This window comes from Microbacterium hydrocarbonoxydans, from assembly GCF_000956475.1.
Classification (GTDB): Bacteria; Actinomycetota; Actinomycetes; order Actinomycetales; family Microbacteriaceae; genus Microbacterium; species Microbacterium hydrocarbonoxydans_A.
On the sequence record NZ_JYJB01000006.1, the window covers coordinates 217,650 to 237,879 of the forward strand.

Below are 20,230 nucleotides of genomic sequence, written 5' to 3' on the forward strand. Positions count from 1 at the left end.
GGTGAGCGCCGATCAGGCGCACTCCTAAAGGTCTACCGTGACCGCGGGCCGCAGGGGAAGAGCAGTCGGCGGATGAGCGCGTCCGGGAGCGGCAGCCATCCGATTTACAAGGATGTCCTAGTAAATAGTCGGATATCCGATTAGAATCGCATTGTGCCAACGAGGGCACGAAGGGACGTCACACAATGACTCGCACAATTCCGCATTTCGTGGGCGGATCGCTTCTCACCCCCGACGAGGGCCGATTCGCCGACGTCTTCGATCCGAGCTCGGGCGCCGTGCAGGCACGCGTGCCGCTGGCCTCCGCAGACGAGGTGCGGGCCGTGATCGACGACGCCGAAGCGGCCCAGTCGGGCTGGGCGGCCACGAATCCGCAGAAGCGCGCTCGCGTGCTGCTGCGCTTCCTCGATCTGGTGCAGCGGGAGATGCAGCCGCTTGCCGAGCTGCTCGCGAGCGAGCACGGCAAGACCGTCGACGACGCGAAGGGCGACATCCAACGGGGCCTCGAGGTCATCGAGTTCGCTGCGGGCGCTCCGCATCTGCTCAAGGGGGAGTACTCCACCGGCGCCGGCGCCGGAATCGACGTCTACTCGATGCGTCAGCCGCTGGGAGTGGTCGCGGCCATCACGCCGTTCAACTTCCCGGCCATGATCCCGCTCTGGAAGGCGGGCCCCGCGCTCGCCGCGGGCAACGCCGTCGTCCTCAAGCCCAGCGAGCGCGACCCCTCGGTTCCGGTGCGTCTGGCCGAGCTGTTCCTCGAGGCGGGGCTCCCTGCGGGGGTCCTCAACGTCGTGCACGGCGACAAGGAGGCAGTCGACGCGCTGCTCACGGATGACCGCATCAAGGCGGTCGGCTTCGTGGGCTCAACACCCATCGCCGAGTACATCTACTCGACCGCCGCCGCGCACGGAAAGCGCGCGCAGTGCTTCGGCGGCGCCAAGAACCACATGATCGTGATGCCCGACGCCGACCTCGATCAGGCGGTCGATGCGCTGATCGGCGCCGGGTACGGCTCGGCGGGGGAGCGCTGCATGGCGATCTCGGTGGCGGTCCCGGTGGGCGAGGAGACTGCGGATGCTCTCGCCGCCAAGCTCATGGAACGCGTCGCGAAGCTGCGCGTCGGCTCCTCGCTCGCGGCAGACGTCGACTACGGACCGCTCGTCACCCGCGAGGCCGTCGAGCGGGTTGAGGGATACATCCAGCAGGGCGTCGATGAGGGAGCGACGCTCCTCGCCGACGGGCGCGGCTTCACGGTGCCGGGCCACGAGGAGGGCTTCTATCTCGGCCCGACCCTGTTCGACCACGTCACCTCCGACATGGCGATCTATCGGGAGGAGATCTTCGGCCCGGTGCTCGTGATCGCGCGGGCCGATGACTACGAGCAGGCGCTGCGAATGGCGAGCGAGCACGAGTACGGCAACGGCGTCGCGATCTTCACCCGAGACGGTGACGCGGCCCGCGATTTCGCCGCCCGCGTCGAGGTCGGAATGGTGGGCGTGAACGTGCCGATCCCCGTGCCGATCGCATACTTCACGTTCGGCGGCTGGAAGAGATCAGGTTTCGGAGACCTCAACCAGCACGGCGCCGACGCCTTCCGCTTCTACACGAAGACCAAGACCGTCACCAGCCGCTGGCCCAGCGGCATCAAGGACGGCGCCAGCTTCGTCATCCCCACGATGCACTGAACCCACGACCCTTCGACAAGCTCAGGGACCCATTGGACATGACAATGACCACCGTCACCACCACAGCCGAGGAGCGCGAGGCGATCCTTGAGGCCGTCCGCGACTTCGCCGACACCGAGCTCGCACCGCACGCGCTCGAGCGCGACGAGAAGCACATCTTCCCCCGCGAATCGCTTCGCAGGGCCGGCGAGCTCGGGCTCGGCGGCATCTACGTGAGAGAGGACTTCGGCGGTGCAGCTCTCAGCCGCACCGACACCGTCGCGATCTTCGAGGAGCTCGCCAGGGCCGACCCTGCGGTGGCCGCCTACATCTCGATCCACAACATGGTCGTGTGGATGATCGACACCCACGGCGACGACGCACAGCGCAGTACGTGGCTGCCGAAGCTCACGGCCATGGAGGAGTTCGGAGGCTACTGCCTTACGGAGCCGGGGGTCGGGTCGGATGCCGCGAACATCGCCACGAGCGCGGTCGAAGACGGCGACTTCTATCTGCTGACCGGGGTCAAGCAGTTCATCTCCGGGGCCGGCGAGGCCGGCGTCTACGTGGTCATGGCACGCACAGGCGCCCCTGGTGCCAAGGGCATCTCGGCCTTCCTCGTGCCGGGCGACTCCGAGAACCTCAGCTTCGGCGCCCCTGAGAAGAAGATGGGCTGGCATGCTCAGCCCACGCGGCAGGTCATCCTCGACGGGGTGCGGGTTCCTGCATCCGCCATGCTCGGCGAAGACGGCGAGGGCTTCGCGATCGCGATGTCAGCGCTCAACGGCGGCCGGCTCAACATCGCGGCCTGCTCCCTCGGAGGCGCGCAGTGGGCTCTCGACCGCGCCGTGCAGTACGTGCACGAGCGCGTCGCTTTCGGCGAGCCCCTCGCCGAGAAGCAGTCGATCCTCTTCGCGATCGCCGACATGCGCACCGACCTGCAGGCGGCACGGCTCATGGTGCGCGACGGTGCGCAGGCCGTCGACGAGAAGGCGCCTGATGCGACGATGCGCTGCGCGATGGCCAAGCGCTTCGCCACCGACGCCGGATTCGACGTCGCCAACAGGGCCCTTCAGCTGCACGGCGGCTACGGGTACCTTCAGGACTACGGGATCGAGAAGGTCGTGCGGGATCTGCGGGTGCACCAGATCCTGGAAGGGACGAACGAGATCATGCGACTCATCGTGGGGCGCGAGATGCTGCGCCCAGCCGGATCCACGCAGATGCGGAGCACATCATGAGCAGGATCGCGTTCCTCGGCCTCGGCCACATGGGCCTGCCGATGGCGAAGAACCTTGTGAAGGCGGGGCACGAGGTGCACGGCTTCGACGTCGTGCCGGCCGCCGTCGAGGCGGCTCAGAAGGCCGGCATCCCGGTGGCGGCGAGCGGAGCGGATGCCGTCGCCGACGCGGATGTCGTGATCACCATGTTCCCCGCAGGCACGCACGTGATCGAGGCGTATCAGGGTGGACTGCTCGCCGCAGCGGCGCCGGGAACGCTGTTCATCGAGTCGTCGACGATCGCGGTCGACGAGGCCCGAACCGCGCACGAGCTCGCGCTCGCCGCGGGGCACCGCAATATCGACGCGCCGGTTTCGGGCGGAGTCGTCGGGGCGGAGAACGGCACGCTCGCCTTCATGGTCGGCGGCTCGGACGAGGACTTCGCCGCCGCGCTCCCGCTTCTGGAGGCGATGGGAAAGCGCATCGTGCACTGTGGCGGCACAGGCCTCGGCCAGGCGGCGAAGGTGTGCAACAACATGATCCTGGCTGTGTCGCAGATCGCGGTCGCCGAGGCATTCGTGCTGGGGGAGCGGCTGGGGCTCGAGCACCAGGCTCTGTTCGACGTGGTCTCTCAGGCCTCGGGTCAGTGCTGGTCGATCACGACCAACTGCCCCGTGCCGGGGCCGGTGCCGACGAGCCCCGCCAACCGCGACTACCAGCCGGGCTTCGCCGGCGCCCTGATGGCGAAGGATCTCGGGCTCGCCCTGCAGGCTATCGAGCAGACTGCGACCGACGCGAAGATGGGACGGCTCGCGCAGCAGCTGTATGCGGCTTTCGCCGCCGGCTCCGGCGCGACCCGCGACTTCTCGGGCATCATCACCGACATCCGCGAGGACCGCGTCTGACTCTGGGGGTTCGCTTCCCGGTCGTTGAGCGAGGGAGCGAAGCGAGCGAGACGAAAAGTCTCGAGATGTCTGATACTGAGATCACCATGGACGAGGCGGAGACACGCATGACGGAGTACGAGACGATCCTGGTCGAGCAGCGCGGACGCGTCGGCTGGATCACCCTGAACCGCCCTGAGGCATTGAACGCGCTGAACAGCCGTGTCGCCGAGGAGGTCACCGCGGCTGCTGTCGCCTTCGACAGCGACGAGGGCGTGGGCGCCATCGTGGTGACCGGATCGGAGAAGGCCTTCGCCGCGGGCGCCGACATCAAGGAGATGGAGTCGATGTCGGCCGCCGAGATGATCGCGACCGACCACTTCGGCATCTGGCGCGACTTCGCCTCGGTGCGAACCCCCGTGATCGCTGCGGTGTCAGGGTTCGCGCTCGGCGGTGGATGCGAGCTCGCGATGATGTGCGACATCATCCTCGCCGCCGACACCGCGAAGTTCGGGCAGCCCGAGATCAATCTCGGTGTCATCCCCGGCATGGGGGGCACGCAGCGGCTGATCCGCGCGGTCGGCTATTACAAGGCGGCCGAGCTCGTGCTCTCAGGACGTTTCATGGGCGCGGAGGAGGCGGAGCGCTCGGGTCTCGTGTCGCGTGTGGTGCCGGCATCCGATCTCCTCGCCGAGGCCGAGAAGCTGGCGACGACCATCGCCTCCAAGTCGCTGCCGTCGGTCTACGCGGCGAAGGCCGCGCTGGACGCGGCCATGGAGACCACCCTCTCCGAGGGGCTGGCCCACGAGAAGCAGGCGTTCGCGGCGCTGTTCGACACCGCGGATCAGAAAGAGGGCATGGCGGCGTTCCGCGAGAAGCGGGCGCCCGACTTCCAGAACCGCTGAGCGGGACTAGCCGCGGAGCGACTCGATGATCCTGGCCAGTCGGCGCTCGCGCGTCGCCTCCTGCTTGGCCTCGGCGACCGTCCGTGCGTGCTCCTTGCGCGCCGTGTACGAGAGGGCGTCGAACGCGCCGCGCAGCGCAGGATCGGCATCCAGGGCCTCGGCCAGCGCGGGCGGCTCCTCGACCGTGCGCTCTGCGGTATCGACCGCGATCACCGCGTCGACCTCTTGATCGATCTCGACTCCGAGTTCGGCGCGCACGGCCTTGCTGAATCCGATCAGGTTCTTGCCGCCCATGCGGGCCACGCGCAGCCTCGCGGTGCGGCCGCCGATCGTCACAGACACGGGGAACGCCTTGCCGGCGCCGAGCGATTCGACCTGCTCGTCGGAGAGCACGATCGCGGCGGCGGGCCCGGATCCCCAGAGGACGGTGTGGAGGCCGAGTTCGGTCATGGGGCGACTCTAGCCCGCGGCGACGGCGCGCGCACCGGTCAGTCGGAGTGATCGGGCACGGACCGCCAGGCCGGGAACGGGTCGGGGAATGTGCTCCAGAGGCGCGGGCCGGCGGCGAGCTCGCCGTCGCTGAGAGCGGCATCGTCGAACGCCGCGCGCAGTGCCGCAAGACGGAGGTCGACGCCGATGATCGCGAGCTCCTGACCGATCGCGAGGAGCTCTCCTCCGTCATCGATGCGCCCGTCCTCCTCGAGAGGGAAGAGCGAGATGGTCCGCCCGACGTGCTCCCAGCGCACGGTCGCCTGCGGACGCGTGGCCAGCCGGCAGAAGCCTGCCGATCGGATCACCAGCCCGAACTCCCCGCGCTCGATGCGGTCCAGCAGAGCCGCCAGGCGCGCGGGGTGAAGAGGGCGGACGTGCTCGTAGCGGAGCGCGCTGACGCGGCGGTCTGTCATGTGCGGCGCGAAGTCGGAGTTGAGGATGCCGATCCAGCCGGGCCGCTCCTGGGCGGACGAGTATGTCGCCTGATCCTCGAGCACCTCGATCCCCTCGCGGTGCAGCCGCAGTCGGGCCCGGGGGCTCAGATGGCTGATGAGGGCCATCGTGAGCGAGAGCCGTGGCGTCTCGAGCGCGGCCCAGTTCACGAGCACGATGGACGAGGCGTACTCGAGCTGCATCGCGGTCAGGAGCGCGATCGCGGTCAGATCCGAAACGGCGCGCGGCGACCTCGTCCGGATGTGGTCGGGCCGATTCAGGTCGTCAAGGAGGTGCGTCGCGTCGACCACGCAGACCAGTCCGGTCAGGCGGATGCCCGACTCGGGGTGGGTGAGGGCTCCGATGAGCGCGGTGGCATCGATGTCGGCCGTGAACTCGACCACCGCGCCGGATGCCGGCTCGGCGCGGCGGGAGAGGGTGGCGGCCATCTCCGCCGGATCCGGCGTCAGCGTGAGCGCCGTCGCAGGTACCAGCATCCGTCCGTCGGCGAGCGCGAGGCGTCGTGCGTACCGTCTGCGTTCCGGAGCGCATCCGCCGACCACCGCGACCACGTTCACTGCATCCATCCGAGCCCTCTTTCTCGCTTCCTCCGCTATCATCGCTAATGATAACCATTCTCAGTAAGGAGTGACAATGAAGGTACGTGCATCCATCAGATCCCTGAAGAATCAGCCGGGCGCGCAGGTGGTGCGCCGACGCGGTCGCGTGTATGTGATCAACAAGCTCAATCCGCGCTTCAAGGGCCGGCAGGGCTGAGCCGCCGACCTGCGTCCTCAGCGTGCCGTCGCTCCGCGCCCCTCGAGCTCCTGGGCCAGGACCGCGTTGCGCTCTGCGATGATCCGCCGCATGTACTCGCGCATGAAGAGCCGGTCCACCATCCGGCCGAGCAGCCCGAGGGGAGAGCGGAATGTGATCGTGTCGCGCATCAGCGTGCCCTGCGGATGCTCCTCGAACACGAGCTCGTGCAGGAAGTCCCCGAAGGGGCCCGAGATCTGCCGGTCGCAGAACCGCCGCGGTCGATCGATGTCGAACACGAGCGAGCGCAGCCGGAACGGGATGCCGAAGTGCCGCGCGCGCCACGTCACCGTCGATCCCTCGCGGAACACTCCGCCCTCAGGGGCCTCGATCATGGTCTCGCCGTACTGCGCCATCGAGCGAACGTGGAGACCCGGATCGAGGGATGCCGCGAACACCGCTTCCGGTGCTGCCGCGATCACGGTCTCCAGCACGAACTCCGCCATGTCAGAGCGGTTCGGGCTGGGGCCTGGGGTCCGTGAAGTCGCCGGCGGCCTTGCGCATGCGCGCGACGATCGCGACGAGCTCCGCGGCATCCTCCGTACTGATGCCCGGGTCGGCGAACACCTCGGCGTTCAGCGCCGTGGTCGCGCGGTCTACGAGCTCACGGCCCGCCGGTGTGAGAGAGAGCAGTGCGGCCCTGCCGTCGTGCGGGTGCGGCTCGCGGATCACGAGCCCATCGCGCACCAGGCGCTCCGCGGTGCTCGTGATCGTCGTCGCATGCACCTGCAGGCGCGCGACCACGCTCGACAGGGGCAGCCGCCCCGAGCGGCTGAAGGCGAGCAGTCGCAGCACCTCGTAGCGGGCGAAGCTCAGGGCGAACGGCTTCAGCGTGGCGTCGACCCGAGCGAGCAGCAGCTGCTGCGCCCGCATCACCGAGGTCACGACGGTCATGCCGTCTGCGGCATCCGTCCATCCGTGCGCGAGCCACTGCCGCTTCGCCTCGGCGAGCGGATCCACGGGCAACGGACGGGGCTGGACCACGGTTCTACGGTAGGGCATCGGATGCCTTGAGTCTCAGTTGCACCCATAAAGACACTGAGTTCCAGGGGGACTAGAATCGAGTCAGTCGTGAGGAGCAATCGATGAAGATCTTCGTCCTGGTCAAAGAGGTGCCGGACACCTATGGCGATCGCAAGCTGAATCTCGAGACGGGTCTGGCCGATCGGGCCGCCGGAGACGTGGTGCTCGATGAGATCACCGAGCGCGCTCTCGAGGTCGCCCTGAGCTACGCCGACAAGAACGAGGGCACCGAGGTCGTGGCGGTCTCGATGGCTCCCGCCGGGTCGACGGCGTCGGTGCGACGGGCTCTCGCGATCGGCGCGGCATCCGCTGTCCACATCGCCGACGAGCAGCTCGCCGGGGCCGATCTGACTCTCACCGCCGAGGTGCTCGCTGCGGCGATCCGTCGCGGAGCACCCGACCTCGTGATCACCGGAAACCTCTCGACGGACGGCTCGGGCGGAGTGATCCCCGCGATGCTCGCGGAGCACCTGGGCTGGGCGCAGGCGACCGCGCTGACCAGCGTGGAGATCACCGCGGATGCCGTGAAGGGCACGCGCGGAGCGGATGCCGGATCGCAGGACGTCTCGGCATCCCTCCCGGCCGTCATCTCCATCACCGAAGCTCTGCCGGACGCCCGGTTCCCGAACTTCAAGGGCATCATGGCGGCGAAGAAGAAGCCGCTCGAGGTGCTCTCGCTCGCCGATCTCGGCGTCTCGGCCGATCCGTCTCTCGCGCCGCGATCGATCATGACGGCGGTGGCGGAGAAGCCGCCGCGGGCGGCGGGCGTGAAGATCGTCGACGACGGCGATGCCGCCGAGAAGCTGGTGGAGTACCTCGTGCAGAACAGGCTGGTGTGATGATGGGCTACCCCGAGAACCCGATCCTCGTCCTCGTCGACGTCGACCCCGCAGGCAATGCCGCGCCGAGCACGGCCGGCCTGATCGGCGCCGCGTCGACCATCGGCTCGCCGGTGGCACTCGTCGTCGGAGGCTCCGCGGATGCGGCGGGCCAGGTCGCACAGGCCGGTGCGGCAGTGGTCATCTCCGAAGAGGGCGATGCCGCGCTGCTCACGGTGCCGATCGTCGACGCCCTCGAGCGCGCCTACGAGCGGGTCAAGCCCGACGCCGTGCTCCTGTCGAACTCGGTGGCAGGTCGCGACGTCGCCGGACGGTTCGCGGTGCGGGCGAAGCTCGCCCTGTCGGTAGACGCGGTCGGAGTCTCCCGCGACGACGAGGGTGTCGTCGCGCACCACTCCGTGTACGGCGGCGCCTACCTCGTCGACTCGGCTCCCACCTTCGGAGCGCCCGTGATCACCGTGCGCCAGGGAGCCGTCGAGGCGCGCGCGGCGGCCGTCGAGGACGCCGTGTTCGAAGGCGGCACCGGTGCGTCTCCGGTGAGTGGCGCCGCGGCATCCGCCGGTCCGATCGAAGCCGTCGAGCAGGCGTCCTCGCGGCCCGACCTGCGCGGCGCGACCCGGGTCGTCTCCGGCGGGCGTGGACTCGCCTCGAAGGAGCAGTTCGTGCTCGTGGAGCAGCTCGCCGACGCGCTCGGCGCGGCGGTGGGCGCGTCTCGCGCCGCGGTCGACGCCGGGTACATCCCGCAGTCGCATCAGGTCGGGCAGACCGGCGTCTCGGTGTCGCCGCAGCTGTACGTGGCCCTCGGCATCTCGGGCGCGATTCAGCACCGCGCTGGAATGCAGACGTCGAAGACCATCGTCGCGATCAACAAGGATGCCGAGGCGCCGATCTTCGATGTCGCCGACTTCGGCATCGTCGGCGACCTGTTCACCGTCGTCCCGCAGGTCATCGCCGCCCTCGAGGCGCGGAAGAAGTAGGCATGGTCACGCGGATGCTCAGGCGCGGCCTGCCGCGCGTGCCCGGCGGCGAGCCCTGGCCTCCCGCCGACGCCGCGGTCGAGCTGCCCGGAGCGCCGGCGACCGCTTCGGGGGTCGACACGCCAGATGTCGGACGGAACGCCGAATCGATCCCCCGAAGCGGCGTGTCGACCCCCGAAGCGGAGCGCGCGGATGCCGGCGTCGGCGCGGCGGCGGAAGCCGTCGCGGGCGCGGCGGGTACTGCCGCCGTGGGTGCGGATAGGCCGGATGTCGCGGGCGCCGGTGCCTGGTCCGCTGGGCTCCGTCGCGGACTGCCGCGAGAGCCCGGCGGGGAACCGTGGCCGCCCGCGGGCACGCGCGCAGGCGGCGCCGCACCGCCGGTCGGCCAGACGGATGCCCAGACGTCGACCGCCGCGGCGGCGCCCGTCTCTCCTGGCGCGGCCCCCGTCGCTTCGGGGGGCGACACGCCAGATGTCGGACGGAATCCCGAGTCGATCCCTCGAACTGGCGTGTCGGCCCCCTCCGCGGCTCCACGAAGCGGCGCGCCTGCACCAGAGGCGGCGGCGGACGACGACGGCATCCCGATTCGCCGGGGCCTGCCGCGCACCGCGGGCGGAGACCCGTGGCCGCCCGCGGGAACCGTGGCTCGCGGCCGTGCGACCGTCGCCGAGATCGACGAGGCGGCGTACGAAGGACCCGATTCCCCTGTGCTGCTCGCCGAGGGGGGCGCGGCTTCGGCATCCGCCGTCGTCGCCCCGGCAACCGACCTCGCCCCGATCCCGACCCGGCGGACGGTCTGGCACGGACAGGCACCTCGACACATCCCGGCGGTGCCGGCATCCGCTCGCCCTCGCCCCACCTGGCCTCAGGCCATCGCGGGCCTGTTCGCGGCGGCGGGCCTGGGCGTTCTCGCGGCAGCCGTCGTCGCGTTCGTGCGCACGCTGCTCAGCCTGCCGTTCATGCAGGACTTCCTCGCAGCCTTCCCTGGCGAGTACGAACCCGCGATCCACGTGGCTCCGGGCTTCGCGCCCTGGGTCGGCTGGCAGCACTTCTTCAACATGTTCCTGATGGTGCTGATCATCCGCTCGGGGCTCACGATCCGCCGCGAGAAGCGGCCGACCGCGTTCTGGACGCCGAGGAACAACCCCAAGGGCAAGGTCAGCCTGACGATCTGGTTCCACCAGGCGCTGGACATCCTGTGGCTGACGAACGGCGTGATCTTCCTCGTGCTGCTGTTCGCCACAGGGCACTGGGTGCGGATTGTGCCGACCAGCTGGGAGGTGCTGCCCAACGCGCTGTCCGCGGCGCTGCAGTACGTCTCATTCGACTGGCCGGCCGAGAACGGCTGGAACAACTACAACAGCCTGCAGCAGCTGGCGTACTTCGTCACGGTGTTCCTCGCCGCCCCGCTCGCGGCCGTCACAGGATTCCGCATGTCGGGGCTGTGGCCGAAGAGGGCCGAGCGGCTCTCCAAGGCGTACCCGATCGAGTGGGCGCGCAAGGTGCACTTCCCGGTCATGCTGTACTTCGTGCTGTTCATCATCGCGCACGTCGCACTGGTGTTCCTCACCGGCATGCTCGCGAACCTGAACCACATGTTCGCGTCGTCCGATGCGGTGAGCGGGACCGGCTTCTGGGTGTTCGTCGTCGCCATCGCGGTGATCGCGGCCGGCTGGGCGGCAGCCCGTCCCCTCGTGATCGCCCCGATCGCGAAGCTGTTCGGCAACGTCTCCGGTCGCTGACGCAGCCTCCGGCCCTCATCGAGACCCCCACATAGCGCCGAGACCCCCACGTATTCACGTCGATACGTGGGGGTCTCGGCAATAGGCGGGGGTCTCGACGCCGCGGACGGCGGCGCGCGCCGCAAGTCAGCGCGTGAAGCGCACCTCGGTGAGCGTCTCGCCGAGGAAAGGCTCGGTGTGGCTCGCGCCGTCGAGCGTGAAGCCGTTGCGCGTGTAGAAGCGGTGCGCGCGAGGGTTGTCCTCCGCGACCCAGAGGTACAGCGGCTCATCCTTCTCGACCGCGGCATCGAACAGCTTCTGGCCGATGCCCGTGCCGTGGTACGCGTCGAGCAGGTAGATGAAGTACAGCTCGCGCAGCGCCGGGGCGTCTTTGTCGCGCGCAGGACCCGAGCCGACGAAGCCCACGATCTCGCCGTCGACCAGTGCGGCGCTCATCTTGAACTCCTCGCCCTGAGCGGCCCAGTGCGTCCAGAGCTCGGCCATGCGGCGCGGCGAGATCTTCTCGAGTGCTGCCTTGCTGATCAGGTGATCGTAGGTCTCGTGCCAGCACTGCGCGTGCACGCGACCTAGGGCTTCCGCATCCACGTCGCGGACCGGGCGGACGGTGATCTGAGGGTGGGCTTCGGCGCTCATGCCGCGACTCTACGCGCGGCTCGTGCGAAGCGGAAATCGAGCGGATGCCGCGCGCGACACAAGCGGCCACGATGGAGGTTTCTCACAATGATGTTCGCGTTTCGTGGGCGCGAGGCTACGATCAATCCTCGTGAATGTGATCTGGCGCACCCTGCTCGTGATCCTCGGCGCACGGCGCCGCGTGCGGCAGGGCAAGTCCCTCGAACCTGCGGCGGTCGGGACCATCCGTCTGACGACGCTGCCCTCCGACATCGACATCCTGCAGCACATGAACAACGGCCGCTACCTGTCGCTGTTCGATCTCGGCCGCTGGGATCTGCTCATCCGCACCGGGCTGTTCGACGCCATGAAGAAGCGCGGCTGGTATGCCGTCGTCTCGAGCGAGACCATCACCTTCCGCAAGTCCCTGCAGCTCTGGCAGCGTTTCGAGGTGCAGTCGCGATTCATCGGGCACGACGACAAGGCCGTGTTCATGGAGCACCGCGCGGTGGTCGACGGGGAGATCTACGCGCGGGCGATCGTCAGGGCACGGATGCTGCGCCGCACCGGGGGCACGGTCAGCAATGAGGAGCTGTTCGCCGCGGTCGGAAAGCCTGACGGGGTGCCGGAGATCGATCCCTGGGTGCACGAGTGGGCCGCGGCATCCGCTCTTCCTCCCGTACGCAAGAGCGCCCCCAGCCTCTGGAGCTGAACGCCCGTTCCAGTACGCTCGGATCCGACAGCATCGCGGGGGGATCCGCGTACCGGAGGAGAGTGCACGATGTCGGGCGACGGACAGTATCCAGGCCAGCCGCAGTACCCAGGCCAGCCGCAGCAATCGGGCCAGCCGCAGCAATCAGGCCAGCCGCAGTACCCGGGCCAGCCGCAGCAGTCGTTGCCTGGCGGTGGCTATCCGGGGACCGCGTACCCGGCGGCGCAGTATCCGATCGGCAGCTACGGTGCTCCCCAGCCGGCGCCTCCTGGAGGCGGCATCGCGATCGCCGCACTCGTGGTCGGCATCGTCGCGTTCATCCTCGGCTGGATCCCGATCCTCGGCTTCATCATCGCCGTGGTCGGGATCATCCTCGGCGTCGTCGCGGTTCGCAAGCCGCAGCGCAAGGGGTTCGGCTGGGCGGCCATCGCCCTCTCCGCCCTCGCCGCGCTCACCAGCATCGCCACCACGATCTTCTTCCTCGTGATCCCGCTGACCGTGATCGGCGCGATCGACGATCCGGCACCCGACCCGACGACGTACTCCTCTGACGGTGAGTCGGACGGCGGCTCGGATGGTGGTTCCGACTCCGACGTCGAGACGTGGTCGGCGGTCTCAGGGCAGGAGATCGACACTCCGTGCTGGTCGTACGACGGACCGCAGTACTTCGTGAACAACATCTCGACGGCGGATGCCGAGGCCTGCTTCGGTGCACTCGAGCTCTGGGGCGAGTGGCAGGACGACGGCACGTTCAAGCCGACCGGCGGCGGAGACGTGGCGGGCCAGATCCAGGTCGATCCGTATTCGGCGGCGGACGCCGAGAGCCTCGCACCCGGCGGCGACGTCGATGCCGTGGTCGACGCGATCGAGAGCACCCAGCAGTACTTCTCTCAGCAGGGCACGATCATCAGCCTGCACGAGCCCACGACGATCGGCGGCGTTCCCGCCACGATCACCCGCGTCGACAGCAACGTGCCCGAGACCAAGACCAAGGCCTTCATCACCGTCCTCGTTCCGGAGCCCTATCAGGCCGGCGGCGAGCAGCTGCGGCTCTTCATCATCTCGGTGACGACTCCCTACGACAACGGCGACGAGCAGATCGACCACGTGATCGACACGTGGGAATGGAAATAGGAGTCCGGCGCTGATCGGTGGTGTGAGGCCGTGCTCGACATCCTGAGGGCTACGGGCCGGGTGCTGTGGCGGCACTGGCCGGCGCTTCTCGCGTGGTTCCTCGGGGCGACGCTGGTGCATCAGCTGCTCATCGAGGCAGCCGGTCTCGTCGGCGGGCACAGTGCGACGCTGGGGCTGCTGATCCTGCCGCTTGCGGTCCTCGCACGACTCATCGGCTTCGTCGGCATGTTCCTCGTGATCCGCGACGGACTGCGCGCGCTGCAGGCCATCTCGCCTCTGCCCGCCGCCGCCCGTGAGCGGCGAGCCGACTTCATGGCGACCCTGCTGGCGAGCGTGCTGCCCTTCTTCGCCGTCTACACCGCGCAGAAGGAGCTCAACGTCGATGTGATCGCCTACGCCAACCGGGCGCTGGAGGAGCGCCTCGGTCAGATCGGCACGGCGGATTACGAGGCATCCAGCGGAGACGTGGTCCTGAACCTCTCGTTCAACGTGTGGACGATCCTCATCATCGTCCTCGCCGTGGCCGGTCGCCTCGCGTGGAGCCGGTGGGGCGAGCGGATGCCGAAGGCGGTCGCGCTGGTCGCGCTGTACTTCGAGGTGGTCTGGGTGTTCTTCTCCCTTCTGCTGCTCATGCAGGCGGTCGATGCGGGTCTCGGATGGCTCGCCACTCGCGCCTTCGCAGGGTGGGTGACCGACCTGCGCGCCTGGCTCGCCGGACAGTTCGTGCCGCTGGAGTGGATGCTGAGCGGAGTCGAATGGCTGTTCGAGCACGCCGGACGCGTGATCCTCGAGCCGCTGGCCTGGCTGGCGGTCGCCGGAGTGGTGTACGGGCAGGCGATTGCGTCGGAGCGGCTGCGCGTGCAGGCCAGGCTGAGCGAGCGCATGCGCGCGGGCGTCGACCGGGTGCCGGCCGCGGTGCGCGAGCGAGTGGCGTCTCTCACGACCGAACTGCGCTCGCGCGGTGCGCTCATGGGACAGGCTCTGCTTCTGCTCTGGCGGTCAGGGCCGGTCATGATCGCCTCGTATCTGCTGCTGTACGCGGTCGCCAAGGCGATCGAGCCGGTGCTCGGCGTCGCGCTGGTCCGGGTGATCGGGCCGCACGAGATCACCTTCTGGTTCGGCGTCACGACGATCATCTCCCTGATCCCCATGGTCATCGCGGAGCCGATCAGAGTGAGCATCATCGCCGGGACGTTCGACACGTCGCTGCGCGCACTCCGCCCGGCGGATGCATCCTGGACGGGCGCCACGCCCGAAGGAGGGCCGGGACTCCAGGGTGCGACTGCCCCTCAGGGCGTGACGGGGAACCTCGCGAATGCGCCGTCCGACTCATCGGGATCGATGTCGAGCCAGAACGGCCCTTCCGCGTCGTCGGGCACGATGAACGGCACGATGATGTCATAAGGGCCGGTGGGTGAGGGGTCGCACTCGGTCTGGACGTCGGGGTCGGACGAGAGTCCGAGCTCGTTCGACATCTGCGCCCACTCGCGTCCTGTGCTCTGCTCGACGAGCGTGGGCCACCAGCACCGGATCGGATCATCGAGGTCGGCGTTGTCGACGGGGATCTTCACGGCGACGACCTTGGCTCCGTCGGGCAGCTCGAATCCGTCGGCCTCGGTGAAGGTGTCGGCCTTCGCAGGTCCCAGCACCGCACCGTCGATCTCGATCGTGCCATCCTCGTCCGGCAGCACGTCGCGGGTGTACTGCGACGGATCGTCGTAGACCTCGTGCCACTCCCGCCAGCCCACAGCCAGCGCCGCCGCCGGGACGAGCACGGCCAGGGCCACGACCGCCGCGGTGTTGCGGCGCCACCAGCCGCCGGTCATCCCGCGGCCCAATCCACATCGGCGATCTGGGTCGAGCCGACCCGGTCAGCGGCGTCGAGGTCGATGTTCACCTGCAGGATCGAATCGCCCCACGGAGTCGTCGAGGTCGCCAATCGCAGGATGACGGAGCCGCGGAGCGCATTCTCCGGCACCTCGAAAAGCAGGCTGCCGGTCTGCGGTACACCGGGGACCAGCTGAGTGCGATACAGGGTCATCTCGTCGGGTCCGCGCTCGCTCGCGCTGTACGTGCGATCGCCGATCTTCAAGGTCGCCAGGCTCAGCAGACCGTGCACCTGGTCGGAGCTCGCCTCCGCGGTGACCTCGATCACCACCCAGTTCCCGGTGGCGTTCCAGCCGCTCTCCGCGGTGACGGACTTCGCGATCGTGACGGCGCCGACAGTGGCGGCGATGTTGCGCCCCGAGCCGCGTTCGCCCACCGCGACGTCAGTGACGAACGCGTCGCTGCCCGCATCGTCCGCAGGCGTGAGCACCGTGACGCTCCACGCGGCGGCGACCATCACGAGCGCCAGTGCCCAGGCGAGTGTCGACTTCACAGCCTGCCGTCCTCTCGTCCTTCGCCGAGGTCTTCCACGGTGGTGACCACGACGGCCGAGGGCGGCAGCTCGTCCCACACGAATGTGCCGGGCGTCAGGGTGCTCTCGCGCTTCTCGGCATCGGGCATGGTGAGGTGCACGTCGTCGCCATCGCCGATCTGATCATCGTCGACCATCCACGACAGCAGCAGCCTCGCGGGGACACCTGGCTGCAGGGTGACGACGCTGAAGTCGCCGTCGCCGTACACGGAGATCTCCGGCTCGCCCTCGATCCCGAAGTCGGCGATCACGCGCGAGAGGCCGCCGTCGCTGCGCGCCAGGCGCGGATCGACGTCGAGGTTCTCGACCTCGATCAGCACCGCGAACACCCGTTCCCCCGCATCCGCATCGGTGAACACGCCGGATCCGGGCAGCTGGTCGACGACGACCGCGCGTTCGACGGTGATCCGCATGTCACTGCTGGTGAACTCCTCCTGCGGGCCGTGTTCGACGGGACCGCGGCGGGTCGAGGTCTCCAGTCCACCGGTCGCCGCGAGGATCGCGACCGCGGCGCCGAGGAGGACGATCACGAGCAGTGCCGCCAGCGTCGCCCGGTAGCGTCCCCGGGCTGGTGCGACCTGCTGCTGTGCTTCCCCCACGCCCCACAGCATAGAACGCGCATGGCTGGGGGAGGGGTCGCCGAGGGCGGAGGCGTATTCGAAGGGACGTTGTGAGCCGCGGGTGTGGTGTGGACACGGCCGCTCAGATGACGGCGGCAGTCCAGTCGTCGGGGGCCCCGTGGCGGTGCGCGGTGATCGTGATCGACTGCTCCCGCACGAAGGTGAGCAGCTCGATGCGGCCCGCAGGAGTGACCTCCCCGTCGTGCACCGAGACCTCATCGGCGCCCGATGCAGCGCCGATCAGCTGCGCACGCAGGCCGGCGACGGCATCCGCCCCTCCCACCAGGCGCACCCGGTCGGCACGCGGCAGGCCGAAGAGGCCACCTTCGCCTTCTGCCGCCGAGTGACGCAGGCCGCGCTCGAGCCACTCCGCATCGCTCTCCAGATAGACCGAGGCCTGCAGGTCGGTCAGCGCATGCCGCACGCCGGCGGGGAGACCGTCGGTGATCGACAGCACGAACGCCGAGCCTGCGCGAACCGCCGCGATCACGACGCGCAGCAGATCATGCAGCCGCGCGTCCGCTGCCACCCGGATCTCCACGGGCACCGGCCGGTACCGCAGCAGGTTGCGCTCGACCCCGAGCCTGGAGACGTCGCGCACTCTGCCGAACTCGCGATCCCATGCCAGGGCGTCCGAGAGCGCGGCCCTGCGAAGCCACTCGAACTCCTCATAGCCGAGCGACGGCTGAGCCGCCTCGATGAGCGCCGTGATGCGCGAGTCCAGACCGCGCAGATGCAGCGTGCTGGATTGCGCGACGGACCGCCGCGGGTGCCACGATCCGAGTCCGATCAGCCGGTTCGGACCGCCGCTCTTCGCGCCGCCGCCGAGCGACGAGTGCTTCCAGCCACCTGACGGCCGGCGCTGCACGACGGATCCGGTCGTGTCCCGGTTGACGAACAGCATGCCGGCCTCGACGCGCTCGAGCCACAGACCGAGCTCGGCAGGATCGTGCGCGTGCAGTGCGGCGACCAGGCCGCAGGCGATGTCGTTGTGCAGGTCGATCGCGGCTTCCAGCGTCGGTGCGTGCATGACGTCGAGCACGGGGACCGCGCCGGTGACGCGCTCGGACAGCCGCTCGGGCCGTGCCCCGACGCGGATGCCGGGTCGCCACAGCAGCCCCGATTCGTCGGCTCCGACGGCCCGAGGCCGCACGAGCCACTCCTCCTCGTCATCGAGCCGGGTCAGCGAGCGCTCTGCTGCGCCGTCCGGCCGCTCGATCAGCGGACCCACCTGCGCCGCGGGATCAGCAGGCCAGCCCGCGCGCAGCGAGCGCGCCGCATCCGCCAGCTGCCGGGCGAATCGCTTCGAGCGCCCTGCGGGCCCCACGAGGATGACGGCGGAGACGGCGGTCGCGGCCTGGCCCCCGCGCGCGAACGCGCTGCGCACGAGGTCGGCCGCCGCCTGGTCGAGGTCCGCCGAGGCGGTCACGATGGCCGCGTTCCGGCCGGCCGTCTCCGCGAGAAGCGAGAGTCCCGGTCGATGCGCACGGATGCGGGCCGCATCGTCCCGTGACCCGCTGAGCAGCACCAGGTCGACGTCGTCGATCGAGACCAGCGCGGTGTCCAGCCCCGTGTCGGCGACGACGAGAGCGTCTCGCGGAACGCCCGCCTGCCACAGCACCTCGGCCATCGCCGATGCCGATCGCAGAGCCTGGGGTGCGGGCACCAGCACGACGGCGGATCCCGCGGCGAGCGCGGCGAGAGCCGCGTCGGCCGGCTCGGCGATGGGGGCGCGCCACGACGAGCAGGCGACGGTCAGCGCGGCGGGCTCGAATGCCGCGCCGGCCACGGCGTCGAGTTCGCGCGCCGTGATGGCGTAATAGCGTGCGCTGTCCGCTGCTCGGCTCACCTCCGCGTCGCCTTCCGGCAGGAGCAGCCCGGTCTCGGCGGCGGCGATCGCGATCAGTTCTCCGCGATTCCCTTCGAGCGCCGCCGCCGCACGGTGCAGGACGTCGGCTCGTTCGGATGCGGGCCGCGATCCCCACTGGATGCCGGACTCCCGCGTGCGCATGAGCAGGGCTCGGACCGTCTCCTGGTCGGCAACGGCCCGCGTCGCGGCGGGCGGGTTCTCGGACTCCGCGGCGATCCGAGCGAAGACCTGTCGTGCCCATTCGCGGTTGGCCGCCAGGGAAGGGTCGGTGTCCGGCGCGTTCGCGAACCCGGGAGCGCCGCCCGCATCCGCGTCGATCTCGCGCGCCGAGTACACCGCAGTCTCGAGGAAAGGCTGGTCCTCGGAGCCTCGGCTGATCCCGAGCACGGCCTTGGTCAGCTGCTCCTCCGGGTCCGGCGCCTGCGCGGGGGATCGCACCGACTCGTGGACGGGCGCGAGGCGATTCTGCGTGCCGCGAGGGGTGGTGCGCAGCGACGCCTCGGTCGACCTGAGCAGCGCGGAGAGCAGGCGCTTGCCGGCATCCGCGGCCGAGGGTGCGTCCGCGTCGAGCAGGCGGATCCACTGGCCGATCGTGATGTCGAACTCCGCCGGGTCGACGACCGGCGCGCGCAGCAGCACCGCTCCGGTCTCCCGCGCGAGCACGCGGACCCGGCCGGGATCCTGGCCGTGCAGCAGATCGAGCTCCAGCGCGTCGGCGACCCCGCGCTCCTGGGCGAGCAGCCACGCGTATGCGGCGATGCCGAGGTCGGCTCCGCCTACGCCGATCCGCACCGCGCGCGTGCGCTCGGGGCGCAGAGCGCGGTCGAGGCAGCGCAGCAGCGCGGCGGCTGCATCGATGTCGGTCTCGTGCGTCGCCGGCGTCCACCCGTGCAGAGCGGCTTTCGCGCGCTCGGCGGCGATGGCCGCGCCGGAGCGCAGCCGCACCGTGATCGGCGCGCCGCCCTGGTCGACCCGGTTCTCGGACCAGGCCGAGAGCTCCTCCAGCGCGGGCAGTGCGTCCGGCAGCGAAGCCGGCAGGCTGATCCCCGCGGCCATCGCGAGGAGACGAGGATCCTCGAGAAGGCGCGTGAACACGGCGATCGTGAGATCGAGGTCGTCGTGTTCCGCGACGTCGAGCGTGATGATCACGCCGTTCGTCGCGGCGGTCGCGTAGAGGGGCGCGAGTTTCGCGGCCGCGTCCGCCACTCGCTCGTCGAACGCCCACTCGGATGCGGGGCGGACGACAGAGCGCACGTCCACCGCCACCTGGTCGACGTCATCCCTGCGGATCAGCTCGTGGATGGCGCTCAGGCGCCGAGCGGCCCCTGCCTCGCCGAGCACGGTCTCGCCGAGCCGGATGAGCTCGAGGCGGACGCGACCGCTCGCGGAAGGCGCTGTCGCGTCGTCGTCGCCGCGCACGCGCGCGATCTCGGCCTCGATCTTCGCTCGGCGGGCGTCGACCACGAGCGGGCGGAGGACCTCGCGCAGCATCCGCCGCGCGATCGGCACGGCCGGGGCAGGCAGCACATGCGCGAGCCCGGAGGTCGCGCGCAGCGTGCCCCGGAAGAGCCACGGCAACGACGGGGGAACGGTCCCTGATTCGCGCAGCCGTGAGGCTGCCGCGCGCAGGCTCTCGGTCCGCATGACGGCATCCGTGAGGTCCAGCGCGAAACGACGCCCGCCGGCATCGCCGATCACCGCCGCGAGACGCTCGTCTTGCGGGGCCGCGCCGGGCGCCGCCGCCGCCCAGCGCCGCGCGAGCTCCGCTGCGCGCTCCTCGAGAGAAGCGGAAGCGGAGGGCGAGGGCTCTGACATGGCTTCAGCCTAGATCCGGGGCACCGGCCTTCCCGGGTGCGACGCCCTCGCGAC

Annotated in this window: 20 protein-coding genes; 11 read left to right on the plus strand and 9 right to left on the minus strand. The window is 69.8% G+C overall.

Annotation, left to right across the window (positions count from 1 at the left end; translation table 11 throughout):
• Positions 1 to 185: 185 nt before the first annotated feature.
• The 4 genes from RS84_RS04530 to RS84_RS04545 all read left to right on the plus strand — a co-directional run bounded on the left by RS84_RS04530 (position 186) and on the right by RS84_RS04545 (position 4,673).
• Entirely contained in the window at positions 186 to 1,685 is a 1,500-nt protein-coding gene (locus RS84_RS04530) for a CoA-acylating methylmalonate-semialdehyde dehydrogenase (protein WP_045256564.1), read from the plus strand.
• A gap of 38 nt (positions 1,686 to 1,723) precedes the next feature.
• A complete protein-coding gene (locus RS84_RS04535; RefSeq protein WP_045256565.1) occupies positions 1,724 to 2,905 on the plus strand; it encodes an acyl-CoA dehydrogenase family protein in 1,182 nt (393 codons plus the stop codon).
• Positions 2,902 to 3,789 carry a 3-hydroxyisobutyrate dehydrogenase gene (mmsB, locus tag RS84_RS04540; RefSeq protein WP_045256566.1) on the plus strand — a complete coding sequence of 296 codons (888 nt, stop codon included), beginning with the start codon at positions 2,902 to 2,904 and terminating at the stop codon, positions 3,787 to 3,789. Before RS84_RS04535 ends, mmsB begins: the two co-directional genes overlap by 4 nt.
• A gap of 107 nt (positions 3,790 to 3,896) precedes the next feature.
• Complete coding sequence (locus RS84_RS04545; RefSeq protein ID WP_045256664.1) at positions 3,897 to 4,673, plus strand: enoyl-CoA hydratase; 777 nt, start codon at positions 3,897 to 3,899, stop codon at positions 4,671 to 4,673.
• 6 nt (positions 4,674 to 4,679) lie between these two features.
• On the opposite strand, the gene RS84_RS04550 is transcribed toward RS84_RS04545, so the two are convergent.
• A complete protein-coding gene (locus RS84_RS04550) occupies positions 4,680 to 5,123 on the minus strand; it encodes a YdeI/OmpD-associated family protein (RefSeq protein ID WP_045256567.1) in 444 nt (147 codons plus the stop codon).
• A gap of 38 nt (positions 5,124 to 5,161) precedes the next feature.
• Positions 5,162 to 6,184, minus strand: coding sequence for a GTP-binding protein (locus RS84_RS04555; RefSeq protein ID WP_045256568.1), 1,023 nt, complete (start codon positions 6,182 to 6,184; stop codon positions 5,162 to 5,164).
• Between the two features lie 67 nt (positions 6,185 to 6,251).
• Between RS84_RS04555 and ykgO the strand changes: the two genes are divergently transcribed.
• Positions 6,252 to 6,374, plus strand: coding sequence for a type B 50S ribosomal protein L36 (gene ykgO / locus RS84_RS04560; protein ID WP_045256569.1), 123 nt, complete (start codon positions 6,252 to 6,254; stop codon positions 6,372 to 6,374).
• Between the two features lie 17 nt (positions 6,375 to 6,391).
• On the opposite strand, the gene RS84_RS04565 is transcribed toward ykgO, so the two are convergent.
• Positions 6,392 to 6,859, minus strand: coding sequence for an SRPBCC family protein (locus tag RS84_RS04565; protein ID WP_045256570.1), 468 nt, complete (start codon positions 6,857 to 6,859; stop codon positions 6,392 to 6,394).
• A 1-nt stretch (position 6,860) separates the two neighbouring features.
• Positions 6,861 to 7,397, minus strand: coding sequence for a MarR family winged helix-turn-helix transcriptional regulator (locus tag RS84_RS04570; protein ID WP_045256571.1), 537 nt, complete (start codon positions 7,395 to 7,397; stop codon positions 6,861 to 6,863).
• A 101-nt stretch (positions 7,398 to 7,498) separates the two neighbouring features.
• Between RS84_RS04570 and RS84_RS04575 the strand changes: the two genes are divergently transcribed.
• Genes RS84_RS04575 through RS84_RS04585 form a run of 3 tightly spaced genes read left to right on the plus strand, consistent with a single transcriptional unit; the run spans position 7,499 to position 10,994 of the window.
• Entirely contained in the window at positions 7,499 to 8,275 is a 777-nt protein-coding gene (locus tag RS84_RS04575) for an electron transfer flavoprotein subunit beta/FixA family protein (protein ID WP_045256572.1), read from the plus strand.
• Entirely contained in the window at positions 8,275 to 9,252 is a 978-nt protein-coding gene (locus tag RS84_RS04580) for an electron transfer flavoprotein subunit alpha/FixB family protein (RefSeq protein WP_045256573.1), read from the plus strand. The genes RS84_RS04575 and RS84_RS04580 overlap by 1 nt, the downstream gene beginning before the upstream one ends.
• A 2-nt stretch (positions 9,253 to 9,254) precedes the next feature.
• On the plus strand, positions 9,255 to 10,994 hold the full coding sequence (locus RS84_RS04585; RefSeq protein ID WP_045256574.1) for a cytochrome b/b6 domain-containing protein: 1,740 nt from the start codon (positions 9,255 to 9,257) through the stop codon (positions 10,992 to 10,994).
• 126 nt (positions 10,995 to 11,120) lie between these two features.
• Here the strand turns inward: RS84_RS04585 and RS84_RS04590 are convergent, their stop codons facing one another.
• Positions 11,121 to 11,627, minus strand: a complete 507-nt coding sequence (locus tag RS84_RS04590; protein WP_045256575.1) for a GNAT family N-acetyltransferase — start codon at positions 11,625 to 11,627, stop codon at positions 11,121 to 11,123.
• A gap of 130 nt (positions 11,628 to 11,757) precedes the next feature.
• Between RS84_RS04590 and RS84_RS04595 the strand changes: the two genes are divergently transcribed.
• The 3 genes from RS84_RS04595 (at position 11,758) to RS84_RS04605 (ending at position 14,856) form a co-directional block, all read left to right on the plus strand.
• The gene (locus RS84_RS04595) at positions 11,758 to 12,318 is read left to right on the plus strand and encodes an acyl-CoA thioesterase (RefSeq protein WP_045256576.1); all 561 of its coding nucleotides are present in this window, start codon (positions 11,758 to 11,760) and stop codon (positions 12,316 to 12,318) included.
• A gap of 69 nt (positions 12,319 to 12,387) precedes the next feature.
• On the plus strand, positions 12,388 to 13,452 hold the full coding sequence (locus tag RS84_RS18595) for a DUF4190 domain-containing protein (protein WP_052676211.1): 1,065 nt from the start codon (positions 12,388 to 12,390) through the stop codon (positions 13,450 to 13,452).
• Between the two features lie 30 nt (positions 13,453 to 13,482).
• Entirely contained in the window at positions 13,483 to 14,856 is a 1,374-nt protein-coding gene (locus RS84_RS04605) for a hypothetical protein (protein WP_052676212.1), read from the plus strand.
• On the opposite strand, the gene RS84_RS19110 is transcribed toward RS84_RS04605, so the two are convergent.
• The 4 genes from RS84_RS19110 to RS84_RS04630 form a co-directional block, all read right to left on the minus strand.
• Positions 14,742 to 15,278 (minus strand): hypothetical protein, encoded by a 537-nt coding sequence (locus tag RS84_RS19110; RefSeq protein WP_152641746.1) that lies wholly within the window; start codon positions 15,276 to 15,278, stop codon positions 14,742 to 14,744. The two genes, RS84_RS04605 and RS84_RS19110, sit on opposite strands and share 115 nt — an antisense overlap.
• Complete coding sequence (locus RS84_RS04615) at positions 15,275 to 15,832, minus strand: hypothetical protein (RefSeq protein ID WP_052676213.1); 558 nt, start codon at positions 15,830 to 15,832, stop codon at positions 15,275 to 15,277. Before RS84_RS04615 ends, RS84_RS19110 begins: the two co-directional genes overlap by 4 nt.
• A complete protein-coding gene (locus RS84_RS04625) occupies positions 15,829 to 16,470 on the minus strand; it encodes a hypothetical protein (RefSeq protein ID WP_152641747.1) in 642 nt (213 codons plus the stop codon). Before RS84_RS04625 ends, RS84_RS04615 begins: the two co-directional genes overlap by 4 nt.
• A gap of 103 nt (positions 16,471 to 16,573) precedes the next feature.
• Positions 16,574 to 20,176: a proline dehydrogenase family protein gene (locus tag RS84_RS04630; protein WP_045256581.1), complete on the minus strand. Its 3,603-nt coding sequence runs from the start codon at positions 20,174 to 20,176 to the stop codon at positions 16,574 to 16,576.
• Positions 20,177 to 20,230: the final 54 nt, after the last annotated feature.